The sequence below is a fragment of the Haloarcula rubra genome, from assembly GCF_019599465.1.
Classification (GTDB): Archaea; Halobacteriota; Halobacteria; order Halobacteriales; family Haloarculaceae; genus Haloarcula; species Haloarcula rubra.
Genome location: NZ_RKLR01000003.1, coordinates 342,184 through 362,444, shown reverse-complemented (window position 1 = coordinate 362,444; position 20,261 = coordinate 342,184). Strand labels below are relative to the sequence as shown.

26 protein-coding genes are annotated in these 20,261 nt (G+C 68.0%); 7 read left to right on the top strand and 19 right to left on the bottom strand.

Annotation, left to right across the window (positions count from 1 at the left end; all coding sequences use genetic code 11):
- Nucleotides 1-25 precede the first annotated feature (25 nt).
- From EGH21_RS10105 to EGH21_RS10085, 5 genes are all read right to left on the bottom strand, one after another.
- Entirely contained in the window at nt 26-1,063 is a 1,038-nt protein-coding gene (locus EGH21_RS10105; RefSeq protein WP_220618350.1) for a DUF4349 domain-containing protein, read from the bottom strand.
- 79 nt (nt 1,064-1,142) lie between these two features.
- Nucleotides 1,143-1,961, bottom strand: coding sequence for a carbon-nitrogen family hydrolase (locus tag EGH21_RS10100; protein ID WP_220618349.1), 819 nt, complete (start codon nt 1,959-1,961; stop codon nt 1,143-1,145).
- A complete protein-coding gene (locus EGH21_RS10095) occupies nt 1,958-2,389 on the bottom strand; it encodes an SRPBCC family protein (RefSeq protein WP_220618348.1) in 432 nt (143 codons plus the stop codon). The genes EGH21_RS10100 and EGH21_RS10095 overlap by 4 nt, the downstream gene beginning before the upstream one ends.
- Nucleotides 2,390-2,427: 38 nt before the next feature.
- Nucleotides 2,428-2,652 (bottom strand): DUF7123 family protein, encoded by a 225-nt coding sequence (locus EGH21_RS10090; RefSeq protein ID WP_166970245.1) that lies wholly within the window; start codon nt 2,650-2,652, stop codon nt 2,428-2,430.
- 60 nt (nt 2,653-2,712) lie between these two features.
- Nucleotides 2,713-2,940, bottom strand: a complete 228-nt coding sequence (locus EGH21_RS10085; protein WP_236035492.1) for a DUF7525 family protein — start codon at nt 2,938-2,940, stop codon at nt 2,713-2,715.
- Nucleotides 2,941-3,028: 88 nt separating this feature from the next.
- Between EGH21_RS10085 and EGH21_RS10080 the strand changes: the two genes are divergently transcribed.
- Nucleotides 3,029-4,249, top strand: coding sequence for an LEA/WHy family protein (locus EGH21_RS10080; protein WP_220618347.1), 1,221 nt, complete (start codon nt 3,029-3,031; stop codon nt 4,247-4,249).
- A gap of 188 nt (nt 4,250-4,437) precedes the next feature.
- Here the strand turns inward: EGH21_RS10080 and EGH21_RS10075 are convergent, their stop codons facing one another.
- The 8 genes from EGH21_RS10075 to EGH21_RS10040 all read right to left on the bottom strand — a co-directional run bounded on the left by EGH21_RS10075 (nt 4,438) and on the right by EGH21_RS10040 (nt 10,922).
- Nucleotides 4,438-5,472 (bottom strand): phosphate signaling complex PhoU family protein, encoded by a 1,035-nt coding sequence (locus EGH21_RS10075; RefSeq protein WP_220618346.1) that lies wholly within the window; start codon nt 5,470-5,472, stop codon nt 4,438-4,440.
- Between the two features lie 104 nt (nt 5,473-5,576).
- Nucleotides 5,577-6,650, bottom strand: coding sequence for an ATP-NAD kinase family protein (locus EGH21_RS10070; RefSeq protein WP_220618345.1), 1,074 nt, complete (start codon nt 6,648-6,650; stop codon nt 5,577-5,579).
- A 204-nt stretch (nt 6,651-6,854) separates the two neighbouring features.
- The gene (locus tag EGH21_RS10065; RefSeq protein ID WP_220618344.1) at nt 6,855-7,550 is read right to left on the bottom strand and encodes a competence/damage-inducible protein A; all 696 of its coding nucleotides are present in this window, start codon (nt 7,548-7,550) and stop codon (nt 6,855-6,857) included.
- Between the two features lie 43 nt (nt 7,551-7,593).
- Complete coding sequence (locus EGH21_RS10060; protein ID WP_220618343.1) at nt 7,594-8,385, bottom strand: DUF5803 family protein; 792 nt, start codon at nt 8,383-8,385, stop codon at nt 7,594-7,596.
- Nucleotides 8,386-8,388: 3 nt separating this feature from the next.
- Nucleotides 8,389-9,060: a DUF2110 family protein gene (locus EGH21_RS10055; protein ID WP_220618342.1), complete on the bottom strand. Its 672-nt coding sequence runs from the start codon at nt 9,058-9,060 to the stop codon at nt 8,389-8,391.
- Nucleotides 9,060-9,590, bottom strand: coding sequence for a transcription factor E (gene tfe, locus EGH21_RS10050; protein ID WP_220618341.1), 531 nt, complete (start codon nt 9,588-9,590; stop codon nt 9,060-9,062). The genes EGH21_RS10055 and tfe overlap by 1 nt, the downstream gene beginning before the upstream one ends.
- A gap of 121 nt (nt 9,591-9,711) precedes the next feature.
- Entirely contained in the window at nt 9,712-10,269 is a 558-nt protein-coding gene (locus tag EGH21_RS10045) for a tRNA (cytidine(56)-2'-O)-methyltransferase (protein ID WP_220618340.1), read from the bottom strand.
- Complete coding sequence (locus tag EGH21_RS10040; RefSeq protein ID WP_220618339.1) at nt 10,266-10,922, bottom strand: DsbA family protein; 657 nt, start codon at nt 10,920-10,922, stop codon at nt 10,266-10,268. Before EGH21_RS10040 ends, EGH21_RS10045 begins: the two co-directional genes overlap by 4 nt.
- A gap of 83 nt (nt 10,923-11,005) precedes the next feature.
- On the opposite strand from EGH21_RS10040, the gene EGH21_RS10035 reads away from it, so the two are divergent.
- A complete protein-coding gene (locus EGH21_RS10035) occupies nt 11,006-11,932 on the top strand; it encodes an NAD-dependent epimerase/dehydratase family protein (protein WP_220618338.1) in 927 nt (308 codons plus the stop codon).
- Between the two features lie 58 nt (nt 11,933-11,990).
- Nucleotides 11,991-12,311, top strand: a complete 321-nt coding sequence (locus tag EGH21_RS10030) for a hypothetical protein (protein WP_220618337.1) — start codon at nt 11,991-11,993, stop codon at nt 12,309-12,311.
- Between the two features lie 21 nt (nt 12,312-12,332).
- On the opposite strand, the gene EGH21_RS10025 is transcribed toward EGH21_RS10030, so the two are convergent.
- Entirely contained in the window at nt 12,333-12,788 is a 456-nt protein-coding gene (locus EGH21_RS10025) for a YbhB/YbcL family Raf kinase inhibitor-like protein (protein WP_220618336.1), read from the bottom strand.
- A 75-nt stretch (nt 12,789-12,863) separates the two neighbouring features.
- Here EGH21_RS10025 and EGH21_RS10020 point away from each other — a divergent pair, with 75 nt between their 5' ends.
- The 4 genes from EGH21_RS10020 (at nt 12,864) to EGH21_RS10005 (ending at nt 15,482) form a co-directional block, all read left to right on the top strand.
- A complete protein-coding gene (locus EGH21_RS10020; RefSeq protein ID WP_220618335.1) occupies nt 12,864-13,619 on the top strand; it encodes a DUF2797 domain-containing protein in 756 nt (251 codons plus the stop codon).
- A 63-nt stretch (nt 13,620-13,682) separates the two neighbouring features.
- Entirely contained in the window at nt 13,683-14,699 is a 1,017-nt protein-coding gene (locus EGH21_RS10015) for a DUF7490 domain-containing protein (protein ID WP_220618334.1), read from the top strand.
- The gene (locus tag EGH21_RS10010; protein WP_220618333.1) at nt 14,696-15,022 is read left to right on the top strand and encodes a DUF8060 family membrane protein; all 327 of its coding nucleotides are present in this window, start codon (nt 14,696-14,698) and stop codon (nt 15,020-15,022) included. Before EGH21_RS10015 ends, EGH21_RS10010 begins: the two co-directional genes overlap by 4 nt.
- 40 nt (nt 15,023-15,062) lie before the next feature.
- On the top strand, nt 15,063-15,482 hold the full coding sequence (locus tag EGH21_RS10005) for a hypothetical protein (protein ID WP_220618332.1): 420 nt from the start codon (nt 15,063-15,065) through the stop codon (nt 15,480-15,482).
- Between the two features lie 82 nt (nt 15,483-15,564).
- Here the strand turns inward: EGH21_RS10005 and EGH21_RS10000 are convergent, their stop codons facing one another.
- The 5 genes from EGH21_RS10000 to EGH21_RS09980 are packed head-to-tail and all read right to left on the bottom strand — an operon-like array spanning nt 15,565 to nt 20,207.
- A complete protein-coding gene (locus tag EGH21_RS10000) occupies nt 15,565-15,915 on the bottom strand; it encodes a helix-turn-helix transcriptional regulator (RefSeq protein ID WP_220618331.1) in 351 nt (116 codons plus the stop codon).
- A 28-nt stretch (nt 15,916-15,943) separates the two neighbouring features.
- Nucleotides 15,944-16,681 (bottom strand): NRDE family protein, encoded by a 738-nt coding sequence (locus tag EGH21_RS09995; RefSeq protein ID WP_220618330.1) that lies wholly within the window; start codon nt 16,679-16,681, stop codon nt 15,944-15,946.
- Nucleotides 16,682-16,730: 49 nt separating this feature from the next.
- A complete protein-coding gene (locus EGH21_RS09990) occupies nt 16,731-18,212 on the bottom strand; it encodes a class I adenylate-forming enzyme family protein (RefSeq protein ID WP_220618329.1) in 1,482 nt (493 codons plus the stop codon).
- On the bottom strand, nt 18,205-19,251 hold the full coding sequence (locus EGH21_RS09985; RefSeq protein ID WP_220618328.1) for a mandelate racemase/muconate lactonizing enzyme family protein: 1,047 nt from the start codon (nt 19,249-19,251) through the stop codon (nt 18,205-18,207). The genes EGH21_RS09990 and EGH21_RS09985 overlap by 8 nt, the downstream gene beginning before the upstream one ends.
- Nucleotides 19,248-20,207 (bottom strand): 1,4-dihydroxy-2-naphthoate polyprenyltransferase, encoded by a 960-nt coding sequence (locus tag EGH21_RS09980; protein WP_220618327.1) that lies wholly within the window; start codon nt 20,205-20,207, stop codon nt 19,248-19,250. The genes EGH21_RS09985 and EGH21_RS09980 overlap by 4 nt, the downstream gene beginning before the upstream one ends.
- Between the last annotated feature and the right edge of the window lie 54 nt (nt 20,208-20,261).

The following is a 20,261-nucleotide window of genomic DNA, read 5'->3' as shown; positions in this document are numbered from 1 at the left end:
ATAAAAAAGGCCCGGTGTCCGGCGGCTACTGCTCGCCGTCGGTCGGTGAGTCAGTCGCGTCACCGTCCCCAGTGTCCTCCGGGGGCTCTCCCTCGCCACTGGCGGTCTCGTCGTCGCCAGCGGTCTCACTGCCGCCGCCGCCCTCGGTACCGCCGATACGCGGGAGTCGCCGGCCGCGGAGGAGCCGACGCAGACCGTACGCCGGCAGGGCCAGCACGCCCAGCCACGGCGCCGCCGCGGCCAGCGTCACCAGCGTCGCCCGGCCGAAGACGTAGACGTCGGTCACCGACCGGAGGAAGACGGCCGTCAGCGACTGCTCGTGGTACTGGGTCCGAATCTGGCTGATTCCGGGTTCGGGTTCCTGCAGTTCCACCCGAATCGTCGAGAACGCGACCCGCTGTTCGAGCGAGCGCTGTTTGGCTTCCAGTCGCTCTATCTGGCCCTGCACGTCGGAGAGCTGTTCCTCGATGCGGAGCAACTCCTCGGTGTCGTTGGCGTCCTCGTAGAACGTCCGGAGACGGGCCCGACGCTGGCGCAGGTTCTCCAGCCGTGCCTCAAGGTCGACCAACTGGTCGGTCACGTCCTCGGTGTTCGTCTCCTCGCTCAGGACCGTGCCTTCCGCGGCGACGTCGTCCTGCATCGACTGGTACCGCTCGTTGGGTACCCTGACAACGACGTACCCCGAGGTCCACGTCTCGTTGCCCGTGCGGTGGAGTCGCTGGTTGGACCCGCTCACGTACCCACCGTACTGCCGGGCCTGCGAGGCGATGGTCGCACGGCTCTGTGAGAAGTTCTCCACCTCGACGACCATCCGCCCGGTCTTGATTATGGCTCGCTGCTGGGCTGCCGCGTCGACCTGGACGCTTCCCGACCCGCCGTCACCGCCGCTCGTGTCGGCGCGTTGTTGCTGTGCTCCCTCTGCGGCCGGTGCGGACCCGGCGTCGCCGCCGCCACCGGTAGCGAGTTCGGCGCCGTCGCCGCTGACGGGGTTCCCGCCCATGCCCGTACACCCGGCGAGCAGGAGCGTCACGGCCAGCGCGACGACCAGTGATTTCTTCGACATGACGACTACGTATCGTCTTCGCCGGCGTATAGTGCCGCCGGACGCTCAAAACGCGTTTTGTGTGAAAGAGCGACTGGACCTATCGGAACTCTGTTCGGCGGTCGCCGAGTGCCGGGAACTCGTCGCGGACGGCCGTGACTCGCTCGGGGTCGACGGTCGCGCTGACGAGCGTCGGGTCGTCGGCGGAACTGGCCAGTGCCGTCCCCCACGGGTCGTACACCGTGGACCGTCCCAGCAGTTCCGCGTCGTCGAACGACCCGACGCCGTTGGCGGCCGCGACGAACATCAGGTTCTCGACGGCGCGCGTCCTCGGGAACAGTTCCCAGTGTTCGACGCGGGGGTAGGGCCACGCGCTCGGGACGAGCGTCAGCGTCACGCCGTCGTCGACGAGTCTGCGGTACAGTTCCGGGAACCGGAGGTCGTAACACGTCGTCACACCCACGGTGAACCCCTCGAAGTCGACGGTCGGGAGCCGTCGGCCCGGTTCGAGCAGTTCGGTCTCGGCGGAGCCGTAGCCGAAGAGGTGCTGTTTCCGGTAGATCGAGCGACGATTCCCGTCACGGTCGAAGAAGACGGCGGTGTTGGCGAGGCCGTCCGCGGCGGGCACGTCGACGCCGGCGTCGGCACTCGCGGCGAGGTCCTCGACGATGCTCCCGGCGAGGACCGCTACGCCGTGGTCGACCGCGGCCTCGCGAACGGCGGTCAGCGTCGCTCCGTCGACCCCCTCTGCCCGTCGGGCGTAGCTATCGAACGCGAAGTAGCCGACGTTGAACAACTCCGGCAGGACCACGAGGTCGGCCCCGTTCGCGGCCGCGCGGTCGATAGCGTCGACGGCGCGTCCGACGTTGGCGCTCACGGCCGAGGGCTCGACCGCAATCTGAGCGAGTGTGAGTCTCATGCTTCGACTTCGAGGTAGTCACGCAGGGCCTGTTCGAGGTTCTCCATCTCGCCGTCGAGGTTCCGTTTGAAGAACCGTTCGACCCCGGGGAGTTTGCCGTCGACGACGAACCGGTTGGTCAGTTTGGTCCCGCCGTCGTCTGTCGGTTCGAGTTCGTGCTCGCCCTGTACCTGCATCACCTTCGAGCGGCCCACGAAGCGGACGTACTCGGGTTCACGCCGTTCGACGTCCCGCGTCTCGATGCGGATGGTCCGGTCGATTATCGGAATCGGCAGCGAGATGTGCCACGTCGCCTCCTCGTCGCTGATGACCTCCCAGTCCTCGACGACGCTGATGGGGCGGGCCCGCTGGTCCGGGTCGGCGATGAACGCCCAGACTCGCTCGGGGGGTGCCGACACCGTCATCGACCGCTCTACCCGGACAGTCATGTACGTAGCTCAGGTTTCCGCCGGAATGAATCCACCGACTAGCTGGTCGTCACGCGCCACGTCGTCGACCGGGCACGGCCCCACTTCTCGATGTCGACCTCGTCGGCTTCCTCCGCGAGACGGGGCAGGCGGGCGCCGACCTGTTTCGAGGAGAGGCCGAGCTGTGAGGCGATGTTCTTCGCGCGGAAGTAACTCTCTCCCCGCGAGACGCTCTCCCGGAGGTACTCCAGAATGCGTCTGTCCTCCTCGCTGAAATCGACCATAGAAGCGGTACGTGCCGAACGGATTTAATCGTTCCTTTCAGGTACCGTCCGCGACACCGGTCAGGCGTCGTAGACGTGTATCGCGACGAGCGCCAGACTCGCCGCGAGCATGGCCACGCCGAAGCCCACGCCGCTGTTCAACAGCAGTCCGCTCGTCTCGAGTTCCTGTGCGTGCCGGATGGCGTAGTTGTAGCTGTTGACGGCCGCCAACACTGCGGCACCGACGGCGACCACCCCGAACAGGACGCCGAGCCCGATTCCCATGTCAGTCTTCGCTTCAGTCGCCATGCGAGTGGGTTTCGGTGTTTCCCACTTAGTTCATTCGGGCCGTCGCCAGCCACAGGACCTATCCCGACGGACGAGAGAGCGCCGTGTGATGTTTGGACTCGGTCGCCTGAAACTGATAGGTGTCGTCGTTCTGGTTCTCGGCGTAGCTGGCGGTGGCGCGTTCGCACTCGGCGTCGTCGGCGCACCGACCGTCGAATCCGTCGACAACCACTTCGCCGGCGTCTCGAACGAGACGACGACGATACACACGAACCTCACGGTGAACAACCCCAACCCGATAGGTGTCCGACTCGGCGGGACGACGGTCGACTACGCCGTCGCGATGAACGGCGTCCCCATCGCCAGCGGCGAGAAGAGCGGCCTCGCTCTGGAGACGGGCAACACCACGCTCCCGTTCTCGACCGAGATGCAGAACGGCCAGATTCCCCCGTGGTGGCACACCCACATCGAGAACGGGGAGACGACCGAAGTGACCATCGACGCCGACGTCTCCTCGTCGATGCTCGGCGGCCGCTCTATATCGCTCACGCAGGACGAGACCATCGAGACGGACATCATCGGCCAGTTCAACTCCACGGAGACGCAGCCGGTGAACGCCAGCCAGCCGTTCGTCTCGGACCCGGTGCTGTACATCAACGAGACGCGCGGGTCGTGGGACCGCGCGAACCTCACGGAGGCCGAGACGCCGATGGACCTCGCGTTCACCGTCCACAACCCGAAGCCGTACCCCTACACGGTCTCGAAAATCGGCTACGAGATCACGATGAACGACGTCGCCGTCGGCGAGGGTGAGACCGAACGCGGGTACACGATAGGGCCGGGCGAGACCGAGACCGTCGAGGCGGGCACGGCCATCCAGAACGGGAACCTCGACCGCTGGTGGGTCACCCACCTGCGACGGAACCAGGTGACGGACCTCTACATCGACTTCTATCTCGTCCTCGAGGGTGGCGGTGAACAGTTCCGCGTCGACATGGACGCTATCGACTACGAGAAGACCATCGAGACGGACATCTTCGGCAACAAGGCGCAGTATCCGACCGGCGAGAACGGCACCGCCGCCGCCGGCGGTGACGGGACCTCGGACGGTGAGACTGAGACGCCGACGCCGACACCGACCCCGACGGAGACGGCGACCGACGGCGGCCTGTTGGGTGACGACGGTACCGAGACGCAGACCGAGGCGGCGACCCCGACCGAGACGGCGACCCAGACTGACGGCGGCACCCAGACGGCCACGCAGACCGACGGTGGCACCGAGACCGCGACGCAGACGGACGACGGCGGAATCCTCGCGCTGAGTCGCTGAACGCCGGTAGCACCGTCAGTCGGCCTCGCCGGTCTTTCTGGTGAGTGACCGGATACCGGGCCGGAAAAGTCGGCGGCGTACTCAGCGTTCTCCACGCAGTCCCCGGTCACAGTCCTCGGTCCAGAAACTCGCGCCGAGGCCGGTCGGGCCACGACTGCGTCGGAAAACTCGCGCCGTCTGGACGACCCTCACTGGATGGTCGTGTGTTCGGACTCCTCGTCGAGCGCGAGATTGGTCGCTATCTCGGCGTTTCTCACGGCGTACTCGGCGGTCTGCTGGAGGCTGACGAGTACTTCCCGGACCTGCAACAGGCTCTCGTTGTCCATCTCCGGCAGGTCGTTGAGGATGTCGTGTTCCTTGTCGCCGATGTCGGAGTACGCCTCGCGGACCTCGATTGCGGTGTCGTAGTTCCGGTCGACGGCAGACTGGACGGCCATCGCGGTTATCTCGTTGACCTCGTCGGTGAAGTCACGGATGCGCCGCATCGTCGAACTGTCGACGTCCAGCGCGTGTTCGGGGGCCTCCAGGGCTATCTCGGCGATGTCCTCGGCGTTGTCGGCGGTCAGTTCGAGGTTCTTCGCGATGGAGCGGTAGCCGATGAGCGGGAAGCCGTCGTCCAGCCCCACCGCCCGCGCGAGGTTGGGGTTCTGGTACGAGGTGAAGATGAGGCGCAACAGGAGCACGAATATCTTGTTGGCCTGGCGCTCCCGGTTGAGCGCGCGCTGGGCCAGGTCGGGGTTGCCGTGGGCCAGGGCCTTGACGGCCTCGTTGCGCATCGTCGACCCGGTCGACTCCAGCCGTTCGAGCAGGTTGTCGAGCGTGAAGTCCTCGGGGTCGACCGAACAGCGGATGGTGATACGCTGGGGTGTCTCCTCGATGACACCGAGCCCCATCAACTGCGTCTCCGCGTTGTAGACGGCGTTGATGTGGGCCGATTCGAGGGTCTGTCCCTCCGGCGCCTCGACGTGGATGATGCGCCGGCCGAGGACGTACTGGGCGACGATAGCCCGTTCGACGGCGTCGGCGTTGAGGTTCTCCGCGTGGATTATCGCCTCGGACTCCTCGGTCTGGACCGATTCCGGCATGACGGTCAGCGTCCCTTTGCCACCCATCCGGAGCGACACCTCGTCGCCCTTCTCGACGTCGTGTGCGCTGGCCCACTCCGCCGGCAGCGTCATCGCGAGCGTGGACGGGCCTAGCCGCTGGACTTTCCGTGTTTCCATATGGCCTTTCTTATACGCCATCGACCTTAATCTTCACTATACACCAATTAATGCGAGCAGTCGAATACAATCACTTGGTGTGGCGTGCCGCTGGTCCACGTCTGTCAGGAGACGACTTCGACGAGGCGGCGCTCGTATCGTCCGACGCGGACCTTCAGCCACCCCTCTAGTTCGGCGTCTAACTCCGGGTCGCCGGTGTCGACTCTGAGGGTTCCGATGTCGTCCAGTTTCCGGCGGGACGCCACGACCTCGACGTCACACCGCCGGACGACGGCGGGCGAGAGTTGCTGATTGCCGCGGCCGAAGACGAACCCCTGCCCGCCGATGGGCGAGACGACGACGACGTTCTCCTCACCGAGGGCGGCTAAGATGTCCGACTCGGCGGCGTCCGCGACGAGGAGTTCGCCGTCGCGCCAGACGTCGACGCCGAGGGTCGTCCCCTCGAAGCCCAACTTCTCTTTGATGGCGCCGACGGTACTGCCCGGTCCGAGGACGTAGGTGACGCCCGGGCGAACGCCTTCGGCGACCCCTTCCGCGAGCGTCTCGACAGTGCCGCCGCCCAACTGCTTGGCCGACTGGCGCTGGTCGGCGACGGGGACGGTGGCGACGGCCCGCAGTTCGGTCACGACTTCGCCGCCCCTGAAGGCGTCCTCGTCGATGTCGTTGACCTCGGCGGGTTCCGTCTCCGAGAAGGTCCCGAGGATGCGGCCGGCCGCGCGGGGCGAGACGCCGAACACCGACGAGTACACCTTGACGCCGGCCGGGACGCCGAGTATCGGCGTCTCGTCGTCCAGTTCGTCCAGTGTCTCTGCCACGTCGACGGCGGTGCCGTCCCCGCCCACGAACCCGACGACGTCGACGCCGTGGTCGACGAAGGCCCGGACCGCCGCTCTCGTGTCCTCGCTCGACGTCTCCGCCGGGTCCTCGGGGTGACCCACGACTGTCGGGTCGAACCCGGCCTCGCGAGCGAGCGAGGCCCCCATCGGGTCACCGTACGTGAGCAGGTCGACCTCTTGGCTCGTGGCTCGAAGCGAGTCGAGTGCCTCGCGTGCCCGGTCCGGTGCGCGCTGCTCGGCCCCACGCTCGCGTGCCTCGGCGACTTTCCCGTCAGTTCCCTTCAGTCCCACGCGGCCACCCATGCCCGCGATGGGGTTGACCACGACAGCGATACGTCGCATAGCCGTCGGTTGGGTACCCGGCGGCAAAAGGCACCCGGGAGCGTGTCTTTCAAGCCACCCGCCACAGAAGGGCCGGTATGCTCGAACTACTGCAGGCGAACGTCCAGACCGGCGTCATCAGTGCCGCCGGCGCAGTCATCACGCTCGGCGGCCTCGTACTGACGGCGCTGTGGCTGGCCTACCTCTACCGCTGAGCGAGTCGACTCACTCGCTCTCTGGCGACTCGACGCGCGCTCGGAGCCACGCGGCCGCGTCCTCGACGACGGCCTCCTCGGGCCCCTCGAACCGAACGGTGACGTTCTCGCCGGGATAGCTCCCGACCTTGACGGGGAACTGCTCTCGTACGTCGGCGAGTCGGTCCAGCAGTGCACTCTCCGGTTCCGCGGCGTCGACGGTCCGCACGTACTGTCGCTGGCCGCTGAACTCCTCGGCCACCTCCTCGAACATCCGCTTCATCTCGTCGGGGACGCCGGGCAACACGTAGCACTGTTCGACGACACACCCCGGCGCGACGCCTTCGTGGTTCGGCAGGACGCGGCTCCCTTCGGGGACCTCACCGGTCCCGTCCGTGAGGTCCTCGCGGGTGTAGCCGCCGTGTTCTTCGAGCCACGACAGCGCTTCCTCGCTCTCGACCACGTCGCGACCGAAGGCGGCGGCCACGCCGTCGATGGTCACGTCGTCGTGCGTGGGGCCGAGGCCGCCCGTGACGAGGACGGCGTCGTACTCGGCGTGGTACTCGTTGACGACGCGGGCGATGTCGGCGGTCCGGTCCGGGACGACGGTCGTCCGCTCGACGGTGACGCCCCGGTCGGCTAACTGTCGGCCCAGCCACGCGGCGTTCGTGTTGACCGTCTCTCCGGCGAGCAGTTCGTCTCCGACCGTGACCACCGCGACGCGCATACGCGGCGTAGGGCGTGCCGATACAAATACTGTGGGTCGCCCGTCAGCGCATCCCCGGCGGGGGACCGCGGTCCCGCGGGTCGTCGTCGCCCTCGTCTTCCTCTAAGTCGATGCCCGCCTCCTTCCGTTTCCGGATGACGGCCTGCAACTGCCGGTAGTAGTACAGCGTCCCGCCGCCACCCACCAGTATGGCCACGAGAGCGAGGCCGCCGAAGATGAGCAGGTCACGTTCGAGGTAGTACCTGACACTCACCTGCCGGGCGTCGATTGGCTGTGCCCATCGGACGGTCATCCGGTTCGTCTCCTCGTCGACGCTCGACTCGTAGCCCCCCGGACTCACCTGTGAGAGCAGTGGGAGGCCGACCCGAGCGCCGGGCGGCATCGTCACCTGATACGTCGCGCCGTCGAGGTGGGTCGGCGTCGCGTAGGACTTCCCGTTACGCGGGGCGCTGTACGCGACCTGTCCGGTGACGTTGCCCGGGAACCGGATGGTGGTCCGGTCGCCGCTCCGAGTGGCATTCATCGAGGAGTTCGCGCCGGTGACGACGGTGCCGTTCGCGTAGCGGAACTTGAGCGCCTGTATGGGGACGCTCTGCTCCCGTCCGAGGCCGTCGCGGTCGTACACCTCGAAGGTGTCGTTGTTCCGGACGTCGTAGACGGCCCTGTACGAGGACTTCTCCAGCACGATAGACGCGTTCGACTGGGTCTCCCAGTCGTACGTCGCGTTCTGATTGAGTTGACTCTGATCGATGTCCTGCTGGCCGAACAGCCCGCTGCAGCCGGACAGGGCGACCAGTGCGACGATGCCGACGAGAGCGAGGTGGCGGCGGTGCATAGCTCAGGGGACGACGGCGAGCAGTTCCGATTGCATGAACCGGCCGATGTCCGACAGGAGGCCGGGCGCGTCGGTGTCCGGGTCGCAGACGATGCTCTGTTCCAACAGGCCGATGCGTTCGACGGTCACGATGTCCTGTGCGTGGCCGGCCCGGTTGACCGTCGCACGGGCGTTCGACCGGGTGACGCTGTTGGCGTTGACCCGACCGTTCCCGCGGGACCACTCGTACAGACGGTCCACTTCCTCGTCGGCGAGTCGCGGGTCGTCGCCTGCGACGAAGCGAAGCGGCATGTGCTGGACGATGCCGAACCGCTTGCGAATCTGGGCGGGCGACCCCTGTCCGAGGTTCAGGTTCGCCGCCGGGATACGGACTTCCTGTCCGAACCCGACGTCGAGGACGAACCCGTCGTCGTCCCACGAGTCCAGCGTGCCGACGTACGTCTCGCCGTCCTCGTGGGTCGGGACCATCTCGCCGAACTCCTCGCGCAGGAGGTTCCGGGCGACGGTGGCGTCCGGGCCGTCGACGGTCACCGTCGGAAAGTCGTCTTCGCGGTGGCCGACGTCGAACTCGACGTCGAGTTCGCCGAGTTCGTTGGCGACCAGCGACCGCAGGCCGTCGAGCGCACGGTCACGGGTGTCGCCCGTGACGTACACTTTGGTACCGAGAACGACCATCAGGCCTCGGCTTCCGTCTCGACGTTCAGTTCGTCGCGCAGTTCCTCGATGCGCTCCTCCATGGCGGTGACCAGACGGGTGTTCTCCATGGCGTCTATCTGGTTCCCACACTCGGGGCACTCGAAGCCGAACTCCATCGCTTCGCCGAACTCGAAGCGGATGCCACAGTGTTCACAGAGGTAGAACTCGTTGTCCCGCTCGTACTCGCGACGTTCTTCGAGGCCGTCGAGCAGACGGTACATCTCCTCTTCGAGTTGCTCGGGAATCTTCTCGTACTCGAAGGTCCAGAGGTAGGTGAGCCACCCAGAGTCCTCGTCGCGGAGGCGACGGTACGACGCCAAATCGTTCTCGTAGAGGATGAACAGCGCACGGCGCACGTCGTTGAGTTCGAGGCCCAGTTCCTCGGCCAGTTCCTCGTCGGTCACTTCGCCGTCCGGCGGCGCGGCTGCGACCGGCATCCCTTTCGGTCCGACTAGCTCGTGGAGGTACTTCTGTATAACCGGGTCCTCCAGGAGGTCCTCAAAAGCCATTATCCGTGTCTCGGGCGGTCACGCGGTTAAAACCATCGGAGCGCTCGCTGGCACTCACACACCTTGGCCCGCGGACGCGAAGCGACTTCGACTTTCGGGTCTGGTCCCGCCGGGCCTACGCTCAGACGTCGTCTACGTCGTCGTCTTCGGGGTCGACGACTCGCTTGCCCGTCTCCATCGGGACGACGACGCGGTCCGGGTCCTCCCACTCCCGTTCGAGTTCGCGGCCCTCGAACAGGCGGTCCAGAAACACCGCGAGGGAGGCCACCTCCGAGTGTGGCTGGTTCGTCACACCGACGTTGTAGTCCGCGTTCTCGTACACCTCGAAGGGGACTTTCTCGGCCCCGACGACGAGCAGGAGCGGTCCCTCGGCGTGTGCCTCGCGGACGTCGGCCTCCACGTCCTGTACCGGTTCGCCGTACATCGTGAGGTGGACGATGGTGCCCTCGAAGTCCCGGATGAGTCGCTTCGGTTCCTGCGTGACCTCCACCTCGAACGGGCCGCCGAAGCGCTCGGTGATGTCGACGATCGTGTCCGTGCGGTCACGGGCGGACCCCGCCATCACCACGCGGTCGGCACCCAGTGCCCGGGCGGTGAGGCCGACGTGGGTCGTCATGCGCTCGTCCCGACCGGGGCGGTGGCCGAGACGGAGGACCGTCACCTCGTTGTCGCCTCTCATCCGTTCAGTGCCGACTCGATGGCGTCACGGACCGGTGCGTAGGCGATCTCCTGCCACTCGACGGGCTGGTCGTTCACGAGGACCGTCGGCGTGCCGCGAAGTCCTTTCTCGACGGCCCCGTCGCGGTCGGCCTGCACCGTGGGGTCGTACGTTCGCCCCGTGGCGGCCTCGCGGACCGCCGACCCGTCGACGTCGAGGCCGTCGGCGAGTTCGGCGTACACGTCCGGACCGAGACGGCCCTGATTGTCGAACAGCCGCTTCGAGTACGTGAAGAATGCGGCGTCGCCCGCCGAGTCCTGCACCTTGCGGGCGGCGTTCGCGGCCTGCCACGAGACCTGTTCGTCCACCGGAATCGGGAAGTCGTGGAACTCGTAGCGGACCGTCCCGTCGGCGAGGAAGTTCTCCCGTACCTTCGGGAAGACGGTCTGGGAGTACGTCTGACAGTGGGGACAGGCGTAGTCCTCGTACGCGGCTACGGTCACGTCGGCGTCGGAGTTCCCGGCGACGGGTGCGGAGAGTGGCTGCCCGCTCGCAGTGGGGACCGAACTGCCGTCGGACCCGTCTCCCCCGGACCCGCCGGAGAGACAGCCAGCAGTCACACCGGTGAGGGCGACACTCCCGGCGATGAAGCCGCGGCGGCTGAGTCGCGTCATACCCCTTACTCGCCCCGGGAGCTATAAAACGGCGTCCATCGCGGTACCGGAACGCTATTTGACCGTCCGCGTCGACTCCGGGTATGAACCTCGAAGGCCAGCGCATCGTCGTCACGGGCGGTGCGGGCTTCATCGGGTCGCACCTCGTCGAACGCCTCGTCTCGGACAACGACGTCCTCGTCGTCGACGACGGCTCGAACGGCCGACGCGAGTGGGTCCACGACGACGCGACGTTCGTCGAGGGCGACCTGACAGACCCCGCCGTCGTCGCGGACACCGTCACGGCCGACACCGACCTCGTGGTCCACCTCGCGGCCTCGAAACTGGTCGACACCGACGCGCCGCGCCGACAGTTCACCGACAACAGCGACATCACCTACAACGTCCTCGAACGGATGGACGAGGTGGGCGTCGAACACATCGTGTTTACGTCGTCGTCGACCGTGTACGGCGAGGCCCCACGACCCACGCCGGAGGACTACGCGCCGCTGGAACCCATCAGCGTCTACGGCGCGACGAAACTCGCCGAGGAGTCGCTCGTCTCGACGTACGCCCACAGCCACGGCGTCCAGTCGTGGGTGTTCCGCTTCGCCAACATCGTCGGCCCGCGCCTGCGCGGCGCGGTCATCCCGGACTTCGTCGAGAAACTGCGGGAGAACCCCGATTCGCTGACCATCCTCGGTGACGGCCGCCAGCAGAAGTCCTACATGCACGTCTCCGAGTGCGTCGACGCCATGGTCTACGCCGTCGAACACGCGGACGACGACCACAACGTGTTCAACCTCGGTACCCGCACCACGACGTCCGTCGACCGCATCGCCGACATCGTCGCCGACGAGATGGGTGTCGACCCCGAGTACGAGTACACCGGCGGCGACCGCGGGTGGACCGGTGACGTCCCCCGGATGCGCCTCTCAATCGACAAACTCGCGGCGGTGGGCTGGGAACCCGACCAGTCGAGCGACGACGCGGTGCGACAGTGCGCCCGTGAACTCGTCGCGGAACTGTGAGCGACTGACACCCGGGGTTTGCGGTGAGTATTATACGGCAGGCCCCGGAGTGAGGGTTATGACACCGTTCTCGCGCGTGACGGACCTCGACGCGGAGCGAGTCCTCTTCGCTGTCGGCGGGGTCCTCTGTGGGGCACTCACGGCACTCGTGGTCGTCGGTGGGGGTGACCCGGTCCGTGCTGTCCTGTTCGGGTCGTTCACGCTGTACCTGCTCGGTGCCGCCGTACCACAGGTCCACGAGCGGGTCCCGGAGTACAAGCGAACCGCCGCGATAGCGCTGGGCGGCGTCGGGGCACTGGCGGCGCTCACCGGCACGAGTTCACTCCTCCCGCTGTTGTTCGTGATGGGCGGCGTCGCCGCCCTCCTCGGCCTCTGGTGAGCGCCGAACCGCGACGTCCCGTCAGGCGGGGAACGTCCCAGTCAGTTCCGCCTTCCCGACCATGTGGCCGCTGGCGGCGTCGTAGACGTCGTCCTTGCTCGCGCTGCGCTCGAGGTCCAGCGTGGTGTCCAGCGCGTACAACAGGAACCGGTAGGTGTGCTCGCGGTCCGGGGGGTTCGGGCCCCCCCATCCGACTTCGCCGAAGTCGTTCTCGCCCTCGACCGCACCCTCGGGCGTCGTGGCCTCGGGAATCTCGGTGACGTCGGGCGAGACGTTCCAGACGACCCAGTGGTCCCACACCTTCCCCGCCGGTTCCTTCGCGTCGGGGTCGTCGACGACGAGGACCAGCGATTCGGCGTCGTCGGGCACGCCCCGTATCTCCAGCGGTGGACTCGTGTTCGCCGCCGCGTAGCCGTACTCCTCCGGGATGCGCTCGCCGTCGTCGAACGCCGGACTGGTGAGTTCGAGGTCGGCCATACCCGAGAGTTGCCACCCGAGAAGCAAAAACGTCATCCCGGTAGCCCTTTGCCGGTCGGTCGCCAACGCTCGGCCGTGCAGGTCGTCGGGTACCAGTCTCGCGTCGAAGACCACGCCGCACTGCGCCTCGCCGACGGCGAGGCGGTCACCGTCGAGCGGCTGGACCCGGGGACGGAACTCACCTACGCGCTGGGGGAGCGCCACTGTGCGGGAGCGGTCGACGGCGACCGACACTACGCTTGCGACGAGACGGACGCGCCGTACTGCCCGGAACACACGAGCAGGTGGCCGTGTGCCCGGTGTACCGGCGACTGTACCAAGCCCATCGAGGCCTGCGACGAGGAACACGCCGTCTATCTGGCGGCGTTCGCGCCGGCCACCGTCAAAGTCGGCGTCACCCGGTCGTGGCGTCTCGAAACCCGACTTCGCGAACAGGGCGCGGACCGGGCCGCACACCTCCGGACCGTCGCCGACGGCCGCATCGCCCGGCAGATAGAGTCCGACATCGCGACGGACCTCGGCGACAGGGTCCGCGTCCCCACCAAGATAGCGGGTCTCCACGAGTCCATCGACGAGCGGTTCTGGTCGGCCCTCCTCGACGAGTACGAGACGCTCGCGACCTACGACTTCGACTACGGCCTCGAACTCGCCGAACGGCCGATGGCCGAGACGCTCGCGACCGGCACCGTCCGCGGGACCAAAGGCCGCGTCGCCGTCCTCGACAACAACGGGAGCACCTACGCCGTCGACTTGCGGGCCCTCGTCGGGTACGAACTGACCGAGGGCGGGACCGACCGGGACCTCCAGTCGAGTCTCGGGGCTTTCGGGTAGGTTCTATCCGGGCCGATTTGGTTACACACAAAACACTTACCGAACGGTCTCGCGCTCACACTCGTGCGACGCGAAGTACTCCTCGCTGGGGCCATCGCCCTCCTGACGCTGACGATGGTCGCCAGTGCGACGGCGGTCCCCGACGTCCTCTCGGAGCCGACCGAAGACGTGCGTCCGAGTCACCTCGACCTCCGAGAGTCCTACGTCGATGCCCCCCACGTCTCCGGCGAGACGGTGACGCTCTCGCTCACGTCCAGCCTCGAACACCGGGGCGGGACGGCGGAGAACGTCACGGTCGTGACGCGGGCCATCGACGCCGACACCGGACTGGTAGCGACGACGGAACGACAGTCGCTCGGTAACGTCAGCGGCGACCGGGACGTCTCCTTCACCCGGAACCTCACCGTCGAACGCGACGGCGACTACCGCATCGAGACGACGGTGTACGAGGACGGCCGCCGCGTGTCCGTCCAGCGGCGGACGGTCAGGAACGTCGACGCCCTGACCCCGGCGTACGCTCGGTCGCCGGTCTCGTTCCACCGGTTCGAGAACACGAACACGCCGCTCCGGGCTATCTCGTACCGTATCGCCGACGTCGAGAACAACGAGACGACGCTGAACGTGACGGCGTACCTGACCAACAGCGGCGACGACCCGGCCGGCGGGCTCTCGCTCCGGATGCGCGCCCGGCAGGCGGAGTCGAACGTCGTCGCCGACGCGTCGACGCTCGAAGTGGGGCAGATTCGCCCCGGCCGGACGCAGACGGTCAGCACGACGCTGACCGTGCCCGACGGCTACAACTACTGGCTCGACGGCATCCTCCAGTCCGACGGCGTCATCGTGGCCACGGAGAGCGCGCCCGCGAACCTCGACCCCCAGGAGACGCTGACCGAGAACGAGACGCGCCGCGACGTCGGGTTCGACTCCGGCGACTTCGAGGAGGCGACGGCGGCACCGGACCGGATGACCGAACGAGCGGAGGAGACGACTGCCGGCGGGAGCGGCCCCGGTTTCACCGTCGTCGTCGCGCTCGTCGCCCTCCTCGTCGCGACGCTCGGACTCACACGGAGACACGCATGACCGAGGAACCCACCACCGACCCGACTGCACCGACCGACCAGACACAGAGCGACCACGCTCCCCCATCGCCGACACCCGACGAGTCACCGTCTGACGACGCCGACGAGGGATACGCTGCCGTCGAGTACCTCCAGTTCGCGGCCATCGGCGTCCTCGTCCTCGTGGCACTGGTCGCAACCTTCCGGCTCTACTTCTCGGTGTCGGCGGCCGTCGACACCTTCGTCACCCGACGGTATCGCCCGCTGTTCATGGCCGGGTTCAACCTCGTCGTCCTGCTCGGGTGCGGCATCGGGCTCTCGGCGCTCGTGCGCCGGTTGGCCTGACACGACAACCCTTTTCAGCGGGCCAGCCGAACCCGGAGGCATGGCAGACGACGAACCCGAGAACGGCGACGAAACGGCCGAATCGAGCGAGAACGGCGAGGAAGAGAAGTCCTTCCGAGAGCGCGTCGAGGAGATTCGACAGAAGCGCGCCGAAGAGCGCGAGGAAGGCGAAGAGGGCGAGATGAGCCGCGAAGAGCGCATGGAAGAGATGATGGGCGGCGGTGGCGGCCCCGGCGGCATGGGCGGCGGCGGCAACCCGTTCGCACAGATGATGGGCGGCATGATGGGCGGCGGCCCCGGTGGCCCCGGCGGCATGGGCGGCGGTCCGCCCGGCCGCGGTGCCGAAGAGGAGAGCGGGAGCGACAACGAGGAACTGACCCGCGAAATCCGGAAGCTCCGCGACGAAGTCCACGACGTCCGTCGCTCGCTGGACCGTATCGCCGACGCGCTCGAAGACTGAGCGCGCGACTCCGTTTCTCTCTTCCCACCGACGACGGAGCGGCCGCTCCGCCGTTGGTTCGAACGACCCGCGAGGTGGCCGCTCAGTTCTGATACGCGAGGTTCATGACCCACTGGGAGAAGGCGTCGTCGTGTGGGTCGACCTCCTCGTCGCCGATGAACGGTGACAACTGGTCGCCGGCCATCAACAGCGAGAACTCCAGGTCGCGGGCCGCGGGCGTGAGGTGGTACGTGTTGTGCCCCTCGTAGACCGTCTCCTCACGCTGGATGAGTCCCTTCTCGAAGAGGGACTCGACGATGCGACTGCCCTTCCGGGAGGAGACGTCTAACTCCTTCCAGAAGTCGCTCTGATGGATGCCGCCGGACTCGCGGATGAGCTCCAACCCGGCTCGTTCGTCCTCAGAGAGGTCCGCCTCCGACGCTGCCGAACTCATTATGGTAACAACACCGACGGTCGGCCGCTTAAATCTGACCTTCGACCGGGTGGTACTCGGTCGTGCACGGTGGCCCGTCGGCGAACTCGTAGCGCTGGCCCTCACCGAGGGCGACGAGCGAGGACGAACGGGTGCCGAAGCCGTCGCCGTGGACGCAGACGCCGTAGTCGTGGTCGGCGATGGTCTCGCCCGCGCGGTCCAGCCACGCGTCGACGCCCTCTCCGGGTTCGACCTGCATGGCCTCGCGGAGTCGGTCGGCGTTGACCGCCTGCTGTTCGCCCACGTCGGGCCGATGGCCCGGAATCCGGTAGTCCCCGTCCGCGCCGACGTTGACGACCACGTGGACGCCCGGTTGGAAGTTGCGGACGGCTAGCTGGCCGTCCCACTCCAGCAGTACGGCGGCGTTCTCGTCGGCCAGCAGGAGGTTGAACCCCTCGTACTCCGCCTCGCGGGTCGCACGCTCGACGGCGCGGGCGGCGTCTTCGGCCGTCTCGTGGCCGAGACAGTCGCGGACCAGCAGGCCGCGGGAGCGCTCGCCCGCGAGGTCGGCGTCCACCCAGCGGTTGGTGATAGCCGCGAGGAGGCCGTGTTCGTTGTAGCCCAGCCACGTACCGTCCGCTTCGCCGTCGGCCGGCGCCACCACGCGAGCGCCCCAGTGACGCACTGCCGGCGGTTCGGATGGGCGGTCGACTCGCTCGTCACGGTTCGCGGCGAAGGCGACGGGTGTCCCGTCGAACACCTGCCACGCGAGGACGATGGTACACACGGACGTCAGTAGACGATACGAGTAGAAAACGGCTTGGCTGGAGCGCTCGCTACGACTCCAACCGCTCGCGGACCGCGTCGCGGTCGACGGTGCCGGAGGCCGTCCGCGGGAGCGAGGTGGTCACTCGAACGGTCTTCGGGACCTCGTGGGACGCGAGTTTGCTCCGGCAGTGGTCGCGCACCGTCTCGGAATCCACGGCTCCGACCACGAGCGCCGCGACCCGCTGGCCCCACTCCTCGTCGGGGAGGCCGACGACGGCGGCGTCTTCGACGCCCGGACACGCTCGGATAGCGTCGGCTACCGCGCCGGCGTCGACGTTCTCCCCACCCGTGACGATACGGTCGTCCACGCGGCCGACGACCCACAACCGTCCGTCCTCGTCGCGGTAGCCCACGTCCCCGGTGTGGAAGCCGTGCGGGCCGAACGCGTCCTCGGTCCGGTCGTCGTCGAGGTAGCCCGGCGTTACCGTCGGGCCGTCGACGACGAGTTCGCCGCGCTCGCCGGGGCTCACCGGGTCGCCGTCCGCTACGACGGTCACGTCGGTACAGACGAGTGGCTGGCCGACGGTCCCCTCGTACTCGGACGCCGTCTCGGGCAGCGCCGTCGCTATCTGCGAGGCGGTTTCGGTCATCCCGTAGGTGGGACACGCCGGCACGCCGCGCTCGCGACACCGGTGTAGCAACTCGGGGCTCGCGGGACCGCCACCGAGCAGGACGAACCGGAGCGCGTCGTCCGGTCTCCAACCGGCGTCGAGCAACCGCCGGAGCGTCGTCGGGACGAGCGAGACGCCGGTCACGTCGAACTCGGACAGCACGCGCGCCGTCTCCGACGGGTCGAACTCGCGCTGGACGACCACGGTAGACCCGTACAGCGTCGAACGGACGAACGGCGCGAGACCGCCCATGTGGTAGGTCGGCAGGCAGACGAGCCAGCGGTCCGCCGGCGCTACCCCGAGTCGGAACGCCGAGGCGGTGGCGCTGGCGACGAGGTTGCCGACGGTCAGTCGCACGCCCTTCGGGTCGCTCGTGGTCCCCGACGTAAAGAGGACGAGTTGCGTCGCGTCACGGTGAACTTCCACCGGCTCGACCGCCGCACTGGCCGTCTCCAACGCCTGAACAGCGTCCGTCGTGGGATTGTCGAGGGAGACCACCGGACAGTCCGCGACTCGGGTCGCCAACTCCTCGGTCGCCCGTTCACAGACGAGGAGGTCGGCGTCGAGCGTGTCGAGTTGCGCAGACAGGCTCTCCGCGTCGAGCGTGACGTTCAGCGGCGCGAGGGTCGCGCCGACCCGCATCGCGCCGAACAGCAACGGCCCGACTGCGGGCCGGGTGTCCACGAGCGTCGCGACGGTGCCGTCCGGCGTGTCGACGGACGTGGCCAGCGTCGCGGCCACGTCGTCCGCTCTGGCGTCGAGTTCGCGGTACGTGGACTGTGCGCCCGCATCCGCGTCGACCATCGCGGTGCGCTCGGGTGTCGTCTGGACACGGTGGGTCAGGAGGTCCCGCGTCGGCCACTCGACCGGGTCACGCATCCGGCCCCACCTCCGCCGGGTCGACCCCGAGGCCGGGCGACTGGGGGACGGCCATCCGTCCGTCCGAGACAGTCGCCGGGTCGGGCGCGAGGTCCGTCGCCAGTCGGTCGCCAGTCGCGAGGCCACAGGCCCGCACGTCTGGTATCGCGGCGGCGACGTGGAGGGCGGCGAGACGGGCGACCACGCCGTCGATGGTCGTCGTGACGACGGGGTCGACGCCGCGTTCGCGGGCCCGCATCGCCAGTGTGTGGGCGTTGCCAGGACCGCCCAGCACCATCGGCTTGAGGACCAACACGTCGGCGGCGTCCGCGTCGAGTATCTTGTCGACGCGCCGGTCGACGAGCGACTCGTCGAGTGCGACCCCGACCGGTCCGCCCCTGAGGGCCGCGTGCCCGTCGACGTCGTCGGCCGGAAGCGGTTGTTCGACGTACTCGACACCGAGGTAGGCGAACCGCTCGAAGGCTCGCTCGGCCTCGTCGCGGGACCACGCACCGTTCGCGTCGGCCCGGAGCGTCACGCCGTCGCCCACGCGGTCCCTGAGGGCGCCGATTCGCTCGACGTCGTCTTCGACGGGCCGTGCACCGACCTTCACCTTACAGCAGTCGAAGCCGGCGTCGACGGCGCTCGCGACGGCGTCGGCCGTCTCCTGTGGCGTGCCGTCGCCGACGGTGGCGTTGACGGGGACGGACCGACAGCGTCGGTCGGCGTCGAACCACCGATAGAGCGCCACGCCGTCTGCCCTCGCGTCGGCGTCCAGTAGTGCCGTGGCGAACCCGTGGCGGGCAGCCGGCACCTCGGCGGCGTCGAGCGCCAGCATCGCGGCGGTGTGACCGCCGTCCGCCTCGGCCGCGGCGGCGTCCGCTAGCCCGGACCGACACGCCTCGAGCGACTCCGTCCACCCGGGGAGCGGTGTCGCCTCGCCGACGCCGGTCGTGCCGCGGTGGTCGTAGCGGACGACGACTCCCTCGCGTTCGTCGATAGTGCCGCTGGCGGTGGCGAGCGGGCTTCTGAGCGGGAGCGAGAACGGCGTCGTCTTCATAGTACCGTCGGGAGTGCGAGGCCGGCGGCGAACAGGAGCGAGTGGAGGAACAGCGTCTGGCCCATGCGCTCTAACGCCGGGTTCAGTGCGGCCCCGTCGGTGTTCGTCAGCACCGTCTCGGTCGTCACGACGGCCAGTGGGAGCGAGAGCACCGGCGCGAGTGCCGGGAGGCCGTAGGCCGGGTCGATGGCGAAGACGGCCGGGACGACGTAGGCCATCCCCACGAGAGCCAGAAACTCGACGCGGCTCCAGCCGTAGCCCAGATAGACGGCCAGCGTCTTCTTGCCGGCGGCCATGTCCGTCTCCCTGTCACGGACGTTGTTGACGACCAGAATCGCCGTCGAGAGGCCGGCGGCGGGCAGACTCGCCACCACTGCGGCGAGGGTGAGGCTTCCGTCGGGGAGCGCCATCGGGAACGTCCCGACGGCGGGCGTGTTCGCCACCGCCTGCACGTAGTACGTGCCGGTGACCGCCACCAGACCGAAGTAGACGAACACGAACAGGTCGCCGAGGCCGCGGTAGCCGTATGGGAGCGGGCCGCCGGTGTAGAGAACGCCCGCGGCGATTCCCGAGAGGCCGACGACGACTATCGGGAGGCCGCCGATGGCCACGAGGTAGACGCCGACGGCGACGGCGAGCGCGTACGTCAGGAGCATCGCTCGCTTGACCGCCTCGGGTTCGATGAGGCCGCCCGCGGTCACTCGGGTGAACCCCTCTCGTTCGTCCGTGTCGGCGCCCTTGATGGCGTCGTAGTAGTCGTTCGCGAAGTTCGTCCCCACCTGAATGAGGAGGGCCCCGACGAGCGCTGCGAGCGCCGGGAGCAGTGCGAAGACGTCGGCGTGGACCGCGAGTCCGGTCCCGACGACGACCGGGGCGGCCCCGGCGGGGAGCGTCTGTGGCCGGGCGGCCATCAGCCACGCCTTCCGCTTCGAGACGTTCGCCGTCGCTGTACTCATTGGCGGAACTGGGGACGCTATCCCCAAAGCGACTGTGGTTCGCCCCCTCTCGTC

Bases quoted from the DNA above. Each gene is read 5' to 3' on its own strand.
- EGH21_RS10010 (WP_220618333.1), top strand. From the start codon at position 14,696: ATGACCGAGGAACCCACCACCGACCCGACTGCACCGACCGACCAGACA.
- EGH21_RS10045 (WP_220618340.1), bottom strand. From the start codon at position 10,269: ATGAGAGGCGACAACGAGGTGACGGTCCTCCGTCTCGGCCACCGCCCC.
- EGH21_RS10090 (WP_166970245.1), bottom strand. From the start codon at position 2,652: ATGGTCGATTTCAGCGAGGAGGACAGACGCATTCTGGAGTACCTCCGG.
- EGH21_RS10095 (WP_220618348.1), bottom strand. From the start codon at position 2,389: ATGACTGTCCGGGTAGAGCGGTCGATGACGGTGTCGGCACCCCCCGAG.
- tfe (WP_220618341.1), bottom strand. From the start codon at position 9,590: ATGGCTTTTGAGGACCTCCTGGAGGACCCGGTTATACAGAAGTACCTC.
- EGH21_RS10035 (WP_220618338.1), top strand. From the start codon at position 11,006: ATGAACCTCGAAGGCCAGCGCATCGTCGTCACGGGCGGTGCGGGCTTC.
- EGH21_RS10065 (WP_220618344.1), bottom strand. From the start codon at position 7,550: ATGCGCGTCGCGGTGGTCACGGTCGGAGACGAACTGCTCGCCGGAGAG.
- EGH21_RS10025 (WP_220618336.1), bottom strand. From the start codon at position 12,788: ATGGCCGACCTCGAACTCACCAGTCCGGCGTTCGACGACGGCGAGCGC.
- EGH21_RS10100 (WP_220618349.1), bottom strand. From the start codon at position 1,961: ATGAGACTCACACTCGCTCAGATTGCGGTCGAGCCCTCGGCCGTGAGC.
- EGH21_RS10075 (WP_220618346.1), bottom strand. From the start codon at position 5,472: ATGGAAACACGGAAAGTCCAGCGGCTAGGCCCGTCCACGCTCGCGATG.
- EGH21_RS10085 (WP_236035492.1), bottom strand. From the start codon at position 2,940: ATGGCGACTGAAGCGAAGACTGACATGGGAATCGGGCTCGGCGTCCTG.
- EGH21_RS10070 (WP_220618345.1), bottom strand. From the start codon at position 6,650: ATGCGACGTATCGCTGTCGTGGTCAACCCCATCGCGGGCATGGGTGGC.
- EGH21_RS09980 (WP_220618327.1), bottom strand. From the start codon at position 20,207: ATGAGTACAGCGACGGCGAACGTCTCGAAGCGGAAGGCGTGGCTGATG.
- EGH21_RS10055 (WP_220618342.1), bottom strand. From the start codon at position 9,060: ATGGTCGTTCTCGGTACCAAAGTGTACGTCACGGGCGACACCCGTGAC.
- EGH21_RS10000 (WP_220618331.1), bottom strand. From the start codon at position 15,915: ATGAGTTCGGCAGCGTCGGAGGCGGACCTCTCTGAGGACGAACGAGCC.
- EGH21_RS09990 (WP_220618329.1), bottom strand. From the start codon at position 18,212: ATGCGTGACCCGGTCGAGTGGCCGACGCGGGACCTCCTGACCCACCGT.
- EGH21_RS10080 (WP_220618347.1), top strand. From the start codon at position 3,029: ATGTTTGGACTCGGTCGCCTGAAACTGATAGGTGTCGTCGTTCTGGTT.
- EGH21_RS09985 (WP_220618328.1), bottom strand. From the start codon at position 19,251: ATGAAGACGACGCCGTTCTCGCTCCCGCTCAGAAGCCCGCTCGCCACC.
- EGH21_RS10040 (WP_220618339.1), bottom strand. From the start codon at position 10,922: ATGACGCGACTCAGCCGCCGCGGCTTCATCGCCGGGAGTGTCGCCCTC.
- EGH21_RS10005 (WP_220618332.1), top strand. From the start codon at position 15,063: ATGGCAGACGACGAACCCGAGAACGGCGACGAAACGGCCGAATCGAGC.
- EGH21_RS10105 (WP_220618350.1), bottom strand. From the start codon at position 1,063: ATGTCGAAGAAATCACTGGTCGTCGCGCTGGCCGTGACGCTCCTGCTC.
- EGH21_RS10030 (WP_220618337.1), top strand. From the start codon at position 11,991: ATGACACCGTTCTCGCGCGTGACGGACCTCGACGCGGAGCGAGTCCTC.
- EGH21_RS10060 (WP_220618343.1), bottom strand. From the start codon at position 8,385: ATGCACCGCCGCCACCTCGCTCTCGTCGGCATCGTCGCACTGGTCGCC.